12 protein-coding genes and 1 other RNA gene are annotated in these 14,072 nt (G+C 62.6%); 3 read left to right on the plus strand and 10 right to left on the minus strand.

Translation table 11 applies throughout. The annotated features are described in order from the left end of the window. Nucleotides 1–49: 49 nt before the first annotated feature. The 3 genes from K5Q02_RS09130 to K5Q02_RS09140 all read right to left on the minus strand — a co-directional run bounded on the left by K5Q02_RS09130 (nucleotide 50) and on the right by K5Q02_RS09140 (nucleotide 3,221). Nucleotides 50–1,318, minus strand: a complete 1,269-nt coding sequence (locus K5Q02_RS09130) for a carbohydrate porin (RefSeq protein ID WP_225838451.1) — start codon at nucleotides 1,316–1,318, stop codon at nucleotides 50–52. A 95-nt stretch (nucleotides 1,319–1,413) separates the two neighbouring features. Next, nucleotides 1,414–2,664 (minus strand): MFS transporter, encoded by a 1,251-nt coding sequence (locus K5Q02_RS09135; RefSeq protein ID WP_225838453.1) that lies wholly within the window; start codon nucleotides 2,662–2,664, stop codon nucleotides 1,414–1,416. A gap of 23 nt (nucleotides 2,665–2,687) precedes the next feature. Continuing rightward, nucleotides 2,688–3,221 (minus strand): 2,4'-dihydroxyacetophenone dioxygenase family protein, encoded by a 534-nt coding sequence (locus K5Q02_RS09140; protein ID WP_225838455.1) that lies wholly within the window; start codon nucleotides 3,219–3,221, stop codon nucleotides 2,688–2,690. Between the two features lie 230 nt (nucleotides 3,222–3,451). On the opposite strand from K5Q02_RS09140, the gene K5Q02_RS09145 reads away from it, so the two are divergent. Next, nucleotides 3,452–4,429 carry an AraC family transcriptional regulator gene (locus tag K5Q02_RS09145; RefSeq protein ID WP_225838457.1) on the plus strand — a complete coding sequence of 326 codons (978 nt, stop codon included), beginning with the start codon at nucleotides 3,452–3,454 and terminating at the stop codon, nucleotides 4,427–4,429. 430 nt (nucleotides 4,430–4,859) lie between these two features. Here the strand turns inward: K5Q02_RS09145 and ssrA are convergent. From ssrA to K5Q02_RS09165, 4 genes are all read right to left on the minus strand, one after another. Then, nucleotides 4,860–5,251, minus strand: a transfer-messenger RNA (tmRNA) gene (ssrA, locus tag K5Q02_RS09150). A gap of 104 nt (nucleotides 5,252–5,355) precedes the next feature. After that, on the minus strand, nucleotides 5,356–5,631 hold the full coding sequence (locus K5Q02_RS09155; protein ID WP_225838458.1) for a hypothetical protein: 276 nt from the start codon (nucleotides 5,629–5,631) through the stop codon (nucleotides 5,356–5,358). A 155-nt stretch (nucleotides 5,632–5,786) separates the two neighbouring features. After that, a complete protein-coding gene (locus K5Q02_RS09160) occupies nucleotides 5,787–6,674 on the minus strand; it encodes a cation diffusion facilitator family transporter (protein ID WP_225838460.1) in 888 nt (295 codons plus the stop codon). 60 nt (nucleotides 6,675–6,734) lie between these two features. Continuing rightward, a complete protein-coding gene (locus tag K5Q02_RS09165; RefSeq protein WP_225838461.1) occupies nucleotides 6,735–7,154 on the minus strand; it encodes a polyribonucleotide nucleotidyltransferase in 420 nt (139 codons plus the stop codon). A 152-nt stretch (nucleotides 7,155–7,306) separates the two neighbouring features. Between K5Q02_RS09165 and hrpB the strand changes: the two genes are divergently transcribed. Further along, nucleotides 7,307–9,847 carry an ATP-dependent helicase HrpB gene (gene hrpB / locus K5Q02_RS09170; protein WP_225838462.1) on the plus strand — a complete coding sequence of 847 codons (2,541 nt, stop codon included), beginning with the start codon at nucleotides 7,307–7,309 and terminating at the stop codon, nucleotides 9,845–9,847. 119 nt (nucleotides 9,848–9,966) lie between these two features. On the opposite strand, the gene gudD is transcribed toward hrpB, so the two are convergent. The 3 genes from gudD to K5Q02_RS09185 form a co-directional block, all read right to left on the minus strand. After that, entirely contained in the window at nucleotides 9,967–11,313 is a 1,347-nt protein-coding gene (gudD, locus tag K5Q02_RS09175; protein WP_225838463.1) for a glucarate dehydratase, read from the minus strand. 371 nt (nucleotides 11,314–11,684) lie between these two features. Then, nucleotides 11,685–12,725 (minus strand): LacI family DNA-binding transcriptional regulator, encoded by a 1,041-nt coding sequence (locus tag K5Q02_RS09180; RefSeq protein WP_225838464.1) that lies wholly within the window; start codon nucleotides 12,723–12,725, stop codon nucleotides 11,685–11,687. A 39-nt stretch (nucleotides 12,726–12,764) separates the two neighbouring features. Then, complete coding sequence (locus K5Q02_RS09185) at nucleotides 12,765–13,424, minus strand: YciC family protein (RefSeq protein WP_225838466.1); 660 nt, start codon at nucleotides 13,422–13,424, stop codon at nucleotides 12,765–12,767. Between the two features lie 160 nt (nucleotides 13,425–13,584). Between K5Q02_RS09185 and K5Q02_RS09190 the strand changes: the two genes are divergently transcribed. Then, complete coding sequence (locus tag K5Q02_RS09190) at nucleotides 13,585–14,064, plus strand: LabA-like NYN domain-containing protein (RefSeq protein WP_225838468.1); 480 nt, start codon at nucleotides 13,585–13,587, stop codon at nucleotides 14,062–14,064. Nucleotides 14,065–14,072: the final 8 nt, after the last annotated feature.

Genomic DNA, 14,072 nt, shown 5'->3' on the forward strand with positions numbered 1-14,072 from the left:
CCTCATGGGTCAGTAAAACAGTTCATCACCGTTGATTGATGCTGGGCGTTCACAGGCCCAGCGCGCCGCCTGCGTCGAACGTCAGGCCCAGGCCGATCACGAAACCGTTGTTGCTCAGTTGCGGTGCGCCGGGGTTGTAGAAGTTGTCCGGGTTGATCAGGTACTGGATGCTGGGCTCGATGGCCAGGTGGCGGGTCAGAGCAAAATGGCCGTTGGCCTCCAGCGCATAAACGTTGCGCTCGCCCATTTCGGGGTCACCACCGGCGGCAGTACGCAGGCGCTGCTGGAACTGCAGTTGGTGGGAATTGACCTGCACGTAGCTGGCTTTGAAGTTGAGCTTGTCCTGCGGGCGATCAAAGGGGGCGAGGTAGGTCACACCGGCTTCGGCGAAATGGCTGAAGGCTTGTTTTTCATCGGCGGCCGCTGACAGCGAGCCGAATGCTTGCAAACCCTGCAGCCCATCACGCCACAGCGTCTGGCGGAATTTGAAGAAGCCGCCTGCAGTGCCGTGCTCGCTCTCCCCTGTCAGCGGGTCGACCTGTTTGGACGAGTTGAAGTAGGCATTGAGCTCATACTGAGTGTTGTCATCGCCAGGTTTGCTGCCAATGCCCAATAGGAAAGTTGTACCGCTTGCATCGTCGGTGCTGAAATCCAGGCCCTTGCGTTTTTTCAGGTAATCCACCGGGTTGGATTCGAACGCACCGCCGTGCACGTAGAGGCTCGGGTTGACCTGATACTTCAGGTAGCCGCCCCAGGCACCGAAGGGCGGCGGCAGCATGCCGCTCGAAGCCTCCAGGATCGGGTCATTGCAAGTGACGCCCGTTTCGCAGTTGTAGATGTAGAAATACCGCCGGCCATTGGTACGCCCAATGTGCATGTCGAGCTGGCCATCGAACCATTTCTGTTCGTAGGTCAGCAGGCTCAACTGGGTGCTGGTAATGTCGTTGTGCAGCGGCGCTCCGGCGAAATAGGTACCGGCGGCACCCTGCCATTCGCCTGCCGTTGGTTGGCCGGTACCTTTATCGAGGATGAACACGGTTTGTTCGAAATGCACCGCCGCACCATCCAGGCCACTGAGTGTGCCCAGGTCGATGTCTGCGCCGACATACAGATTGCCGCTGTTGCCGAAGCTGTGGGGGCGAGGGCCGGTGTCGAGGTTTTTCATCGAAATGTTGGTGATCAGCACATGAGACTGGATGCCGTAATCGGCCAACTGATTGCCCAGTTCGGCCAGCGGCCCTTCACGATCCTGTGCCCAGGCCTGGGGGTAGGTGAACGCGACGAGTGAACACACACAAAAACGGATGAGAGGACTCATGATTTGGGGCTCATTTTTATTGTTGTTGTGGCGAGCGAGTGTGTTGGCGTGGTGCAGGTCACCACGCCTTGTACAGGCTCCGGTCGGTTGAATGGCTACAGCGAATTTACCTGGGCCGCTGAAAGCGCCTGTGCGCGGCGTTGCAGTACCGTCGGTGCGGTTTCCTTAAGCAATAGTGACAAGCCCGCTGACAGCAAGGCGCCACCGCAGGAGATCCACATCACGATGGACAGCCCGAACTGGTCAGCAGCAAACCCAGCGACGGTAGGCGCCACGAATCCGCCCACCAGTTCTCCCACGCCCATGATCATGCCCAGCGCCGTGGCCATCACCTCACGCGGCACGGTTTCGGCCGGGATGGTCGCCATGAACAGCGTGAAGCAGCCCAGTCCCGTATAGGTAATCACCATCAGCACGCCCAGCACGAGCGGAGAAGGTGCGTACAGCAGCGCAATCGGGCAGCACGCGGCGACCAACGAGAAAATGACCAGGGTGGGCCGTCGGCCGATTCGGTCAGAGATGCTTGGCACCACGAATCCCCAGATTACCCAGGCGGCGCCCAGGCAACTCATGATCGCGCCCATGCTCGGCGGGCTGTAGCCACGAACACTGACGAGAAACGTCGGGGTAAAGGAGATCAGGATGACGAACCAGGTTAAAAACACACAGCTGATCAGCGTACACAGCAGGATGTTGCGACTTTTAAGTAAGGCCAGCCGATGCCCCGTGGCTTTGGCGCCGGCAACCGGTGCCGGGCGTGGTTCATCCTTGCGCACATAGCGCCAGATCAACCAGGCAATCAGCAGCCCGGGCAGCAGCGACACAATGAACGCATGCCGCCAGCCGTAGGCCTCAGCAAGAGCAATCAGCACCGGCGGGCCGATTACCGCACCCAGCAGACCCGCTGCCGACCCCTGCAATAGCCCCATGTTGAGCCCCCGGCGATGGGGCGATGAAGCCTCTACCATCAGCGATTGGGACAACGGCAGGATCGGCCCTTCGGCCAACCCCATGATGGCGCGAAACAGCAACAGGCTGAGAAAACCTGAAACCAGGCCCGAGAGTGCCGAGCACAGGGAAAACAGGATGACGGCGACAATCAGTAGTGGCTTGCGCACACCCCTGCGATCCGACCAGGCGCCCACCAGCGCACCAGAAACTGCCCAGGCCAGCGCCAGCACCGAAGACAGCATGCCCAGGTGGCTGTTGCTGAGCTGCAGTTCATCGGCCATGTACGGGAACAGGAAGGACAGCGCCAGGCGGTCGAAAAACACAAAACCAAATGTCAGGAACAGCACGCACAGCAGGGTGTTTTCATAACTGGCTTTTTTATTGTTGTGAGCCATGGTGGTTCTCCGCAATACGGGTTTTAACGGAACAGGCGATCCACAGTGTCGGCCCCGAGGCCAACCTTCTCGTAATGCTCACGGCACAGCGCAATGTAGGAGTGCACATCGAAATACCCAGTGGACTCACCTTGCTCGTCGAGCCAGATCAGCGGCCCCTTGACGATGAAGAACACGCGCATCGGCTCGTCATGCTCATAAGCCACCAGGGTGTGGCCTTCACCGGGCGTCTCATAAACGAAATCGCCAGCAGTCGCAGTCCACTCATGCTCCAGGTAGCCCCATTTGCCCGAGAGCGTGTAGGCGAACACTTCATGTGGGTGGTAGTGCCGATTGACCAGCCCGGCACGGCTCGACATCAAGATGTCGCACCAACGGTTTTCGCTGGGCGATATCCACAGGGGGCGTGAAGAAACGGTCTCCGTGAACGGGACGTAGAGCCGCAAGTCGTCACTGGCGGCATTGGGCAGGTAGACCTCGGGCTTGGCGTCGGGCATGAAGCAGTTCGCAATGGGCTGCAGGTCTTTCCAGAATTCGGTACGGGCTAATTCGGGCATGTTGGCCTCTGATTGTTTGGAATGCAGGGCCACTCTAAGACGGCGAACGCGGGGCGGTTTGATCAAAACGGACGTGATTGTTGTCTGCATCGGACGGATATTTTTACTTCAACCATCGCCGTGGTTTATGAGTTGACAGCAGGGTTGGGGCGGGCGATTAATTGTGCTCTGCACGCCCCGTAATCCGTCTTGCGCGGAGGTGAGCAGCCAATAAAAACGAGAACAATAAAATGATCAGATCCGCTCCCGTGCTTGGTACTCGCCGTGCAAGCACCGATGATCTCCCCGTTGATCAGCGCCTGGAATTCTGGGAACAGTACAACGCGTCGACGCTAGTGGGCTTGAGGTGTTCTTCCTTCAGCGAGGCCGGCTTCAGTGCGCAGGAGGACAACCTGAGCCTGGAGCGACTGCGGGTGGCTCATATCGTCGGCACCCAGCACGTCATCGAACGCGACGGGCCGATGATTCGCACGGTGCCAAAAGAGTCGGTTTTCGTCTCACTGGTCATGGGCAGTGCTTCGTTCTTCTTTCAAAACAGCACCTGTCATTTGCTGGAACCCGGCGATCTGATGGTGTACCGAACCGACGAGCCCTACCTGTTTGGTTTTTCCGGCTCGATGCACAAGTTCATCTTCGATATACCCCAAGAGGTTTTTGCTGCTCACTGCTTGCGCCGCTTTGACAGCGCGTTAAAGATCAGCACGCACACCGGCACCCAGCGCCTACTCTTGCGCACCCTGAGTGAGCGCACCGGCGGTTTCTTCGAGCAACCACTCAGCCAGGACGCAGACAGCTTTCAGGACGATGCCCTTGAGCTGCTGGGCAACATCATTGCTGGTCAGGTGGGCAACCGCCGAATCAACGCACTCAGTGCTTCCTACCTGTTGGCTGCCAAGCACTGCATCCTCGAGCAATTGGCCGATCCGGCATTGAGCTGCGAGCGGGTGGCCGCCCAGACCGGGATTTCCACCCGGCATCTGGCGCGGCTGTTCGCCATGGAAGACACCCAGCCGCACCGTTTCATTCTCGAAAAGCGCCTGCAACGTGCTTACCAGCTACTGAGCCGCGGTGAGGACAGAGGCCTGGATATCGCCGAGATCGCCTATCGACACGGGTTCAGCAGCCAGGCGCACTTCGCCAGGGCCTTCAAGGCTTACTTCGGACGCACACCGAGCGACGTACGTGCAGCCGCTGGGCTAATGCAGTAGCAATGCCGTAACGCCAAATTGCGCTGCTCACCGAGCAAGTCTTGGCCAAGACGGTTCGCGATCCGAAGGAGGTCGCCGCCGCCCAATCTCGCTCAATCGGCTATCCCGCCCTGCGGAGGTTGAGGGAAATTTTCACCGGCAACAGATAGATCGGGCCTCCACGGCCCGGCTTAAGCCAAGCGGCCTCCACGACATGGGGGAACGATGGCCTCTTTCTGTATTTCTCGAGAACGGCCAGGAACCAGCCCAAGTGACTCACATTCATTGAGCTGTGCGGCCGCGTACTGAAAATCTGACAAGCGCTCGCCTTTTACTTGCAACGTGCGAGGCTGCCATCAGCCAGCCCTCGGCACTTGAAAAAAGGATTGCCGAACTTTTTCGACACCCAAAGAAAAACCCCTGACTTCAGCTAGGAAGTCAGGGGTTTATTTGGTGGAGCCGGGGGGATTTGAACCCCCGTCCGCCAGTTCTCCACTGTCGGTACTACATGCTTAGCCGTGTCTATTAAGTTAATCCTCAGCCGCCCGACGGGCAGGGTGCTTTGGACGAGTTGTGTGAGTTTTAGCCGCTTCGTCCACAACGTACTACGCGGCGATCCTGTTCTGCATGACAATCACTTCAGGTTTACAGGCATCCCCTAGTGATCGCTGGAGCCGAAGCTACCAGAAGGACTAGTCGCGCCGCTTACGCAGCGAGAGCGTAGCCCTCGTAGTTTTCGTCATTGGCAACTATAGAAAGTTGCAACAGTGGATTTACGACTTCTGTTACCAAGTCGGCATGCACCTCGAGCTTCGCTACCGGCGTCGAATCCTAATCGGCCCCAAAAGCGTGCAAGGCGTGCAGTGTACGCCAAAGGTCAGGTGGAGTCGACCGGCATGCACTGCGCCTGCTGAATCAGGCCAGCGTTACGGCTGGCCTGTTTCTCATCAGCTGGTTGCGCCGCTGCCGTCGTCGCCTGGGGCGTCGAGCAGTTGCAGAGCACGCTCAGCGTGAGTGCCACAGGCTTTCAGGTCGCCAGCAGCCTGAGCATCGGTGGCTTGCTTCTTGGCTTCTTCAACCTGGGATTTCAGCGGGTCGGCGATGGTGGCTTTGGCAGCCACGGCATTGTCGAGTTTCTGCAGGTTGACGGTGCACAGGTCATCGGCTGCGAAGGCTGGTGCGGCCAGTACGGCAGCAATGACGAACATGGATACGCGCTTCATGTGGTAATCCTCTCATCACGAATAGGTTCCCGGTGCCGCCCTGGTTGAGGGTGAGGAGAGCCGGGAGCGACCAACCCAAATCATTTGGGCTTACTGAAGCTGACTGGCCTTTCGTGACGACGGTTCAGTGTTTTTCTGGTGGCGCATGGCCTGCATCAAGTTGGTGCAGGCAAATCCAGTGGGTCGGCGTGTACCAGTACCTCTGCCTGGGCGAATTCGCTGCGGATGGCATCCTCGACCTGTTCGCACAGCGCATGGGCTTCATTGAGACTCAGGCTGCCCGGCAGGTCGACGTGTAACTGCACGAACCAGCGGGTGCCTGACAGGCGCGTGCGCAGGTCGTGGATGCCGATGACGCCGGGCACCGCGCAGGTCAGTTCGCTCATGCGCGTGCTGACGTCGGGGTCGAGCTCCTGATCCATCAGCACGCTGACCGACTGGCGGGCGATGCTGAAGGCGCTCCACAGGATGTAGGCGGCGATGCCGATGGCGAACAGCGCGTCGCCCTGTTGCCAGCCGAAGTAGGCGAGCAGCAGGGCGAGGAGGATGCCGCCGTTGAGCAGCAGGTCGGAGCGGTAGTGCAATGAATCGGCGTGGATCGCAGTGGAGCCGGTCTGCTGTACCACATGGCGCTGGAACAACAGCAGGGCCATGGTGAGTGCCATGGACAGCAGCATTACCGCGATACCCAGCGCTTGCGCATTGAGCGGTTCGGGGTGGCGCAGGCGATCAAAGCCCTGTACCGCGACGAGGATCGCGCTGGCTCCGATGAACAGTGCCTGGCCCAACCCGGCGAGGGCTTCGGCCTTGCCATGGCCGTAACGATGATCGTCATCGGCAGGGCGCAGGGCGATGTTCACGGCGATCAGGTTGAGTAGCGAGGCGGCGCTGTCGAGCAGGGAGTCGGTGAGGCCGGCGAGCAAACTGACCGAACCACTGGCCCACCAGGCGACGGCCTTGCACAACACTAGAGTCAGCGCCACGCAGAGCGCGGCGGCAGTGGCCTGACGCATCAGGCGAGCGTGCTGGCGGTCGAGGGTCATGGGTTATCCGGGCTGTACGGGGAGGGCGAGCCCGGCGTTTGCGACGGGCTGCCAGGTGGATCAGGCGGCGGGGCGCAGACCGTATGCTGCCAGCTGTTCGCTGCTGCCGCTGTGCTGGATCAGGCGTGGATCGTCGAGCGGCAGGCTGTGGCCGGTTTGGGTTTCGATCAGGGCCTTGAGCTTGGCGGTGTCGACCTTGCCGTTGGCATCGACCACGTCCTTCAGCGAATCCGGGCTGACCTGGGCATTGAGGCCGCCTGGCAGGTAGATCGCGCCAGTGGCGAAGTCGACGCCGAAAGCGATCAGGCCGGGGATCACATAGAACAGGATGCCGATGGCGTTCAGACCGACGATCAGCGGGTCGACACGGCCTTCAATCTGACCGCGACGGTCTGGATAGAAGATGCTGCCGCAGGCGGTGAGTTGAGTGACCAATGTAACGGCGATAACGCCGCCGACAACGCGGGATTTCATGCGCATCGAGCACCTCCAGAAAAAAGTGGCCGCCACTATAGCAAGGCGTGGATTGCAAAGCTGCTGCGGCGCTGCGAGTACGCCACTTGCGATTGCATCTGACCGGCGAAGCCAGGAGGCGGTTCGCCGTATAATCGCCGGTCGATGATGGAGCCTTGATGAATACCCTGCCGATCGATTCCCTGCTGCCCGATCTCTGCCGCGCCCTGGCCGAGCGTAATGAAGTGGTGCTCGAAGCGCCGCCCGGCGCCGGCAAGACCACTCGCGTGCCGTTGGCCGTGCTCGATCAGCCGTGGCTGGCCGGGCAGCGCATCATCATGCTCGAGCCCCGTCGCCTGGCTGCGCGCGCTGCTGCCGAACGCTTGGCCAGCGAGCTTGGCGAGGCGGTCGGCGAGACCGTGGGCTATCGCATTCGCCTGGACAGTAAGGTCGGCCCGCGCACCCGGATCGAGGTGGTCACCGAGGGCATCCTCGCCCGACGGCTGCAGGATGATCCTGCTCTGGAAGGCGTGGGGCTGGTGATCTTCGACGAATTCCACGAGCGCAGCCTGGACGCGGATCTGGCCCTGGCGCTGACCCTCAACGGTCGGGCGATGTTTCGCGGTGCCGACAGTGGCGAAGCGCCGCTCAAGGTGTTGCTGATGTCGGCCACCCTGGAGGGCGAGCGTCTGGCCGGGCTGCTCGACGATGCCCCGGTGCTGCGCAGCGAAGGGCGCATGTACCCGGTGGATACCCGCTGGGGTGCCCCCTGGCAGGCCGGTGAGTGGCTGGAACCGAAAGTATTGCAAGCCGTGTTGCAGGCGCTGGCCGATGAGCCGGGCAGCCTGCTGGTGTTCCTGCCCGGTCAGGCGGAGATCCGGCGGGTGGCCGAACAACTGGACGAGGCGCTGGCCGGGCGATCGGATGTGCGCATCTGTCCTCTGCATGGTGAGCTGGAGCTGTCGGCCCAGCGTGCTGCCATCGAACCGGCACCGGCCGGGCTGCGCAAGGTGGTGTTGGCGACCAATATCGCCGAGACCAGCCTGACCATCGACGGCGTACGCGTGGTGGTGGACGCCGGTCTGGCGCGGGGGCCGCGTTTCGACCCGGGCAGCGGCATGACGCGTCTGGATACCCAGCGCATTTCCCGGGCGTCAGCCACCCAGCGTGCCGGCCGTGCCGGGCGCCTGCAGCCAGGGGTGTGCTACCGGTTGTGGTCGCAGGCTCAGCACGAGCAATTATCAGCCTACTCCTCGGCGGAAATTCTCCAGGCCGACCTGGCGGGGCTGGCGCTGCAACTGGCGCGTTGGGGCGTCGAAGTCGACGAACTGGTGTGGCTCGACCCACCGCCTGCCGCTGCCTACGCCCAGGCCCGGGAGCTGCTGCAACGCCTCGGCGCACTCGATGCCCGTGGCGCGCTGACCGCCCACGGCCAGGCCATGGCCGAACTGCCAGCACACCCACGCATCGCTCATCTGCTGCTGCGCGGTCAGGCGTTGGGTCTGGGCGAACTGGCCTGTGATCTGGCGGCACTACTGGGCGAGCGCGACATACTGCGAGGTGCCGGTGCCGATCTGCACAGTCGTCTGGCCCTACTGGCCGGGGAGAGCAGGGCCGCGGGGAACGCCGGCCGAGGTGGCGTGCAGCGAACCCGCCAACTGGCTCGGCAGTTCCAGGGCTACCTGCGCCGCGTACCGGTCAGCGAGGCAGTTAGCGACGCCGAGCATGGCCGCTGGCTGGGTGCGCTGCTGGCCTTCGCCTACCCGGATCGCGTCGCCCGGCAGCGCCGCGAGGGCGGCGCCGAATACCGCCTGGCCAACGGCCGCGCGGCGTTGTTCAACGAAACCGATGCGCTGATGAAACACGCCTGGCTGGTGGTAGCCGACTTGGGCAGCCGCCAGGGGCAGCGTGAAGAACGCATCTACCTGGCTGCCGAACTGGAACCGGCACTGTTCGACTCCGTGCTGGCCGAACAGGTGAGCAGCCAGGATCTGCTCGAGTGGGATGAGCGCGAAGGCGTGCTGCGTGCCGAGCGGCAGCGCAAGGTGGGCGATCTGGTGTTGTCCAGCGAAGCGCTAGCAGGGCTGAGCGCCGAGGCGCGCACCGCCGCGCTGGTCAATCTGGTACGGCGCAAGGGCCTCGCGCTGTTGCCGTGGACGCCTGAGCTGCGTCAGTGGCAGGCGCGGGTCATGCTGCTGCGCGGGCTCGATCTGCAGAGCCAGGCAAGCAGCGAGTGGCCGGACGTCTCGGACGCGGTGCTGCTCGCCAGCCTGGATGCCTGGCTGGCGCCCTACCTAGGCAAAGTCACCCGGCTGAGCCACTTCGGCAATCTCGACCTGCCGTCCATGCTGCAAACCCTGTTGCCCTGGCCGTTGCCCCAGCGTCTGGACGAATGGGCGCCGCGCAGCCTGCCGGTGCCTTCCGGCTCGCGCATCGGCCTGGATTACAGCGAACACCCACCAGTATTGGCGGTACGCCTGCAGGAACTATTCGGCCTGGCCGAGACGCCGCGCATCGCCAATGGCCGGCAGCAGGTGCTACTGCATTTGTTATCCCCTGCACGGCGACCCGTGCAGGTGACCCAGGATCTGGCCAACTTCTGGCGCACCACCTATGCCGAGGTGAAGAAGGATTTGAAGGGGCGGTACCCTAAGCACTACTGGCCCGACGACCCATTGATCGCCGAGCCCACTGCACGGGCTAAACCGCGCAAGACATAGTGAAGACGGGCCGCGCCCCGTGAAATCGCAGCCGGTAGCTGTCCCACGATCTGTAGCCTGGGTTGAGCAAAGTGATACCCAGGGCAATATCCCCAGGCATCGCAGTCTCCGCATAGTGCTCAGCGCACCAGGCAGGGCTTCTTGTTATCGAAGGTCCAGCCGCTGATCAGGTATTGCATGGCCACGGCGTCGTTGCGCGCGCCCAGGCCCATGCCCTTGTAGCATTCGTGGGCCTTGGCCACGGCATCCATGTCTAGCTCCACGCCGAGGCCCGGCTTCTGCGGCACCTTGACCAGGCCACCTTCGATACGGAACGGCTCCTTGGTCAGGCGCTGGCCGTCCTGCCAGATCCAGTGGGTGTCGATGGCGGTGATCTTGCCTGGCGCGGCGGCAGCCACGTGGGTGAACATGGCCAGGGAGACATCGAAGTGGTTGTTCGAGTGCGAGCCCCAGGTCAGGCCCCAGTCGTTGCACATCTGCGCCACGCGTACCGAGCCCTGCATGGTCCAGAAGTGCGGGTCGGCCAGGGGAATGTCCACCGATTGCAGCTGGATCGCATGGCCCATCTGACGCCAGTCGGTGGCGATCATGTTGGTCGCGGTCGGCAGGCCGGTGGCACGGCGGAACTCGGCCATCACCTCACGGCCCGAGTAGCCGTTCTCGGCGCCACAGGGGTCTTCGGCATAGGCGAGTACGTGATGCTGGTCGCGGCACAGGCGGATGGCTTCCTGCAGCGACCAGGCGCCGTTGGGGTCGAGGGTGATGCGTGCATCGGGGAAGCGTTCGGCCAGTGCGGTGACCGCTTCGATTTCCTCATCGCCGCGCAGCACGCCGCCCTTGAGTTTGAAGTCCTTGAAGCCATAACGCTCGTAGGCGGCCTCGGCGAGGCGCACCACGCCCTGGGCATCCAGCGCTTCTTCGTTGCGCACCTGGAACCAGGCGTTGTCGGCATCGGTTTCCTGGCGATAGGGCAGGTCGGTTTTCTTGCGGTCGCCGACGTAGAACAGGTAACCGAGCATTTCCACGGCGTCACGCTGCTGGCCTTCGCCAAGCAGCGCGGCGACTGGTACTTCCAGGTGCTGGCCGAGCAGGTCGAGGAGGGCAGCCTCCACGGCGGTGACGGCGTGGATGGTGATGCGCAGGTCGAAGGTCTGCAGGCCGCGGCCGCCGGAGTCGCGGTCGGCGAAGGTTTGGCGTACCTGGCCAAGCAGTTTCTGGTACTGGCCGATGGATTGACCGAGCAGCAGTTGGCGGGCATCTTCCAGGGTTTGGCGGATGGCTTCGCCGCCCGGCACTTCACCGACGCCGACATGCCCGGCATTGTCGCGCAGGATCAGCAGGTTGCGGGTGAAGAAGGGGGCGTGGCCACCGCTCAGGTTGAGCAGCATGCTGTCGTGGCCGGCAACCGGGATGACCTCCAGAGAGGTGATGACCGGGGTGCTTGTATGGATATTGTTATTGTTCATCGCTTGACTCCTGTTGCCGTCGCCGGCGTTGCGGATGGTCTGGCTGCCTTGCCGGGCAGCGGTAACGGATCGCTTTGGGTGTCGCTGGTGGTAAATAAGATAACGTTATCATCATAAACAGATAACGTTATCATTCAAGCGTGAATTTGCGGGGTGGCGTTTGCGGAAGATGCCTTTGGGGTAATTGGGGCGCCTGAAAGGTCTGGCCGATGGAGGTGATGGCGTGGGTGTGATTTGAGATGGATCGCCCGCAAGCGGGCTCCTACACGGATACCGCGGATCGTTTTCTAGGCGTGGCCTGGGTTGATACTCAGCTTGTCTGCTCCCGGGTATCGCTGCGCTCAACCCAGGCTACGGGAAGCGGTTTCCCTTCAGGCCGTGCTGCCACGCTCGATGATCGCGAAGCCGGTATCCAGGCTCGGCTCGGCACTCTGGCCGTCGAAGCGGCGCAGCAGGGCTTCGGCGACCTGGTTGCCCATCTCCGTGGCATTCACGCTGACCGTCGAGAGGGCAGGGCTGGCGAACTGGCCGTTGAGGGTGTCGCCGAAGCCCAGTACAGCGAGGTCGCCAGGCACCTTCAGACCGCGACTGGCCGCTTCTGTAAGTACGCCGAGGGCGACGGTGTCCGAGCTGCAGAAGATGAAATCCGGCTGCTCACCGCCATCGAGCAACGCGGCCAGGCCCTTGCGGCCGACTTCCCAGGTCGCCGGCAGGGGCAAGGTCTGTACCGCCACGGCGTCGACACCCAGCGTAGTGAGGCGCTCGATCACCGCGTTGCAGCGGCGCAGCGCGCGGGGATCGTCGACACCGATCACCGCCCAGCGCCGGTAGCCCTTGGCGAAGAAGTACTCGGCTACCGCGGCGCCGACCTGCTCATGGGAGAAGCCCACCTGCATGTCCAGCTCGTTATCGCTCAGATCCCAGGCTTCAACCACTGGAATGCCGGCGGACGCCAGGCGCTCACGGCTGGCCTGGGTGTGAAAGGTGCCGGTCAGCACGATGCCATCCGGGCGACGGCCGAGAATAGCGGCCAGCAGGGCTTCTTCATGCTCCGGGATGTAGCCGCTCGGGCCGACCAGGGTGTGATACCCGGCTTCGGCGAGGCGATCCATTATCGCCTGCACCACGCTGGCGTAGATCGAGTTGGCGATGGTCGGCAGCACGATGGCCACCAGGCGGCTCTTGCTGGTAGCCAGGCCGCCGGCCATCAGGTTGGGCACGTAACCCATAGCTCGCACCACCTCCAGCACATGGGTGCGGGTGGCATCGCTGACCAGCTCCGGGCGCTGGATCGCCCGCGACACGGTGATTGGCGATACACCGGCCTTGAGCGCCACATCCTTGACCGTGACCGGCAGGGCGCTGAGGTCACCGCGGTCTTTGGCCAGCTCTCTGCGCGATTTTCTTGCCACGTGATCGTCTCGGTCTTGAACGGTGGGTTGCCCGGCAGGTTACGGCAGCGGCGCGGTGTTGTCGCCCGTGCGCAGCATGTACAGGCGAAACACCACCACCGTGGTGAATAGCTGGAAGAGACCGAGCAGCAGGTCAAGCAGCAGGCGCCCGGCAGGCTCGGCCGCGATATCGCCGGCCCAGAAACCAACCAGCCACGGCGGCACCATCACCAGCATCACGCAGGTGAGAATCGGCCAGAAATGCCCTTGGGTCAGTTGCAGGCTCTGGTGCAGCGCCTGCAGCGGCGACATCCCGCGCAGCACCAGCAGGTAGTCGGAAAACACCAGGCGCACCATCAGCCACAGCCCCGGCAGGATGAACAGCGAGGCGCCGAGCATGATCGCCAGGGTTCCGATGCCGGCCAGCAGCACGAAGCGCGGCCACAGGCTCAGGCTCATGGCGACCAGCCCGCCTCTGCTCGGCTGCTCGCCACGGCTGCGTGCGTCGATGAAGAGGATCAGCGCGGCGCTGTACAGCGGATAGAAGAGCAGCCCGAGCAGCACATCGTAGAGCGGTATCTTGGCGGCTGCGACCAGACCTTCTAGCTGCATGCTCAGCGCGGCTTCGAGCAGCAGGAAGGGCAGGCACAGGAGAATGATCTGCAGCAGGTTTTGCTTGAAGAAGAACCAAGCGTCACGCAGGGCGTCGAGGGGATTCATGGAAAATCGCGGCCAGAAAAACAGGCCGTCATCATACGAGGGCGCCGGTTCCTCGACCAGTGATCCGATTACCATCGGGCCATGGCTTTCGACCTGAGGGGCGCGAGGCTGGCATACTGACGGGCCGTGCAACCCGCGCGAGCCCTTGTGAGGATGTCCGGTGAAGAAAATAGCTGTGTTCGCCGATGTGCAGAATCTCTATTACACCGTGCGCCAGGCCTATGGCTGTCACTTCAATTACACGGCGTTGTGGAACGAGCTGGCCGGCGGCGGCGAGATCGTCGAGGCGTACGCCTATGCCATCGACCGCGGCGATCCCAAGCAGCAGCAGTTCCAGCAGATCCTGCGCAACCTCGGCTTCACCGTGAAGCTCAAACCCTACATTCAGCGCAGTGACGGTTCGGCCAAGGGGGACTGGGACGTGGGCATCACCATCGACGTGATGGACGCAGCGGCGAACGTCGACAGCGTGGTGCTGGCTTCCGGTGACGGCGATTTCGATCTGCTGCTCGAACGCATTCGCCAACGTCATGGCGTCGAGGCCTTGGCCTACGGCGTTCCCGGGCTTACCGCGCAGTCGTTGGTGCGCGCGGCCACTCGTTATGTGCCCATCGAGGGGCATCTGTTGCTGAAACACTGAGGCTTTAC

The organism is Pseudomonas sp. MM211 (assembly GCF_020386635.1).
In the GTDB taxonomy this organism is placed as follows: domain Bacteria; phylum Pseudomonadota; class Gammaproteobacteria; order Pseudomonadales; family Pseudomonadaceae; genus Aquipseudomonas.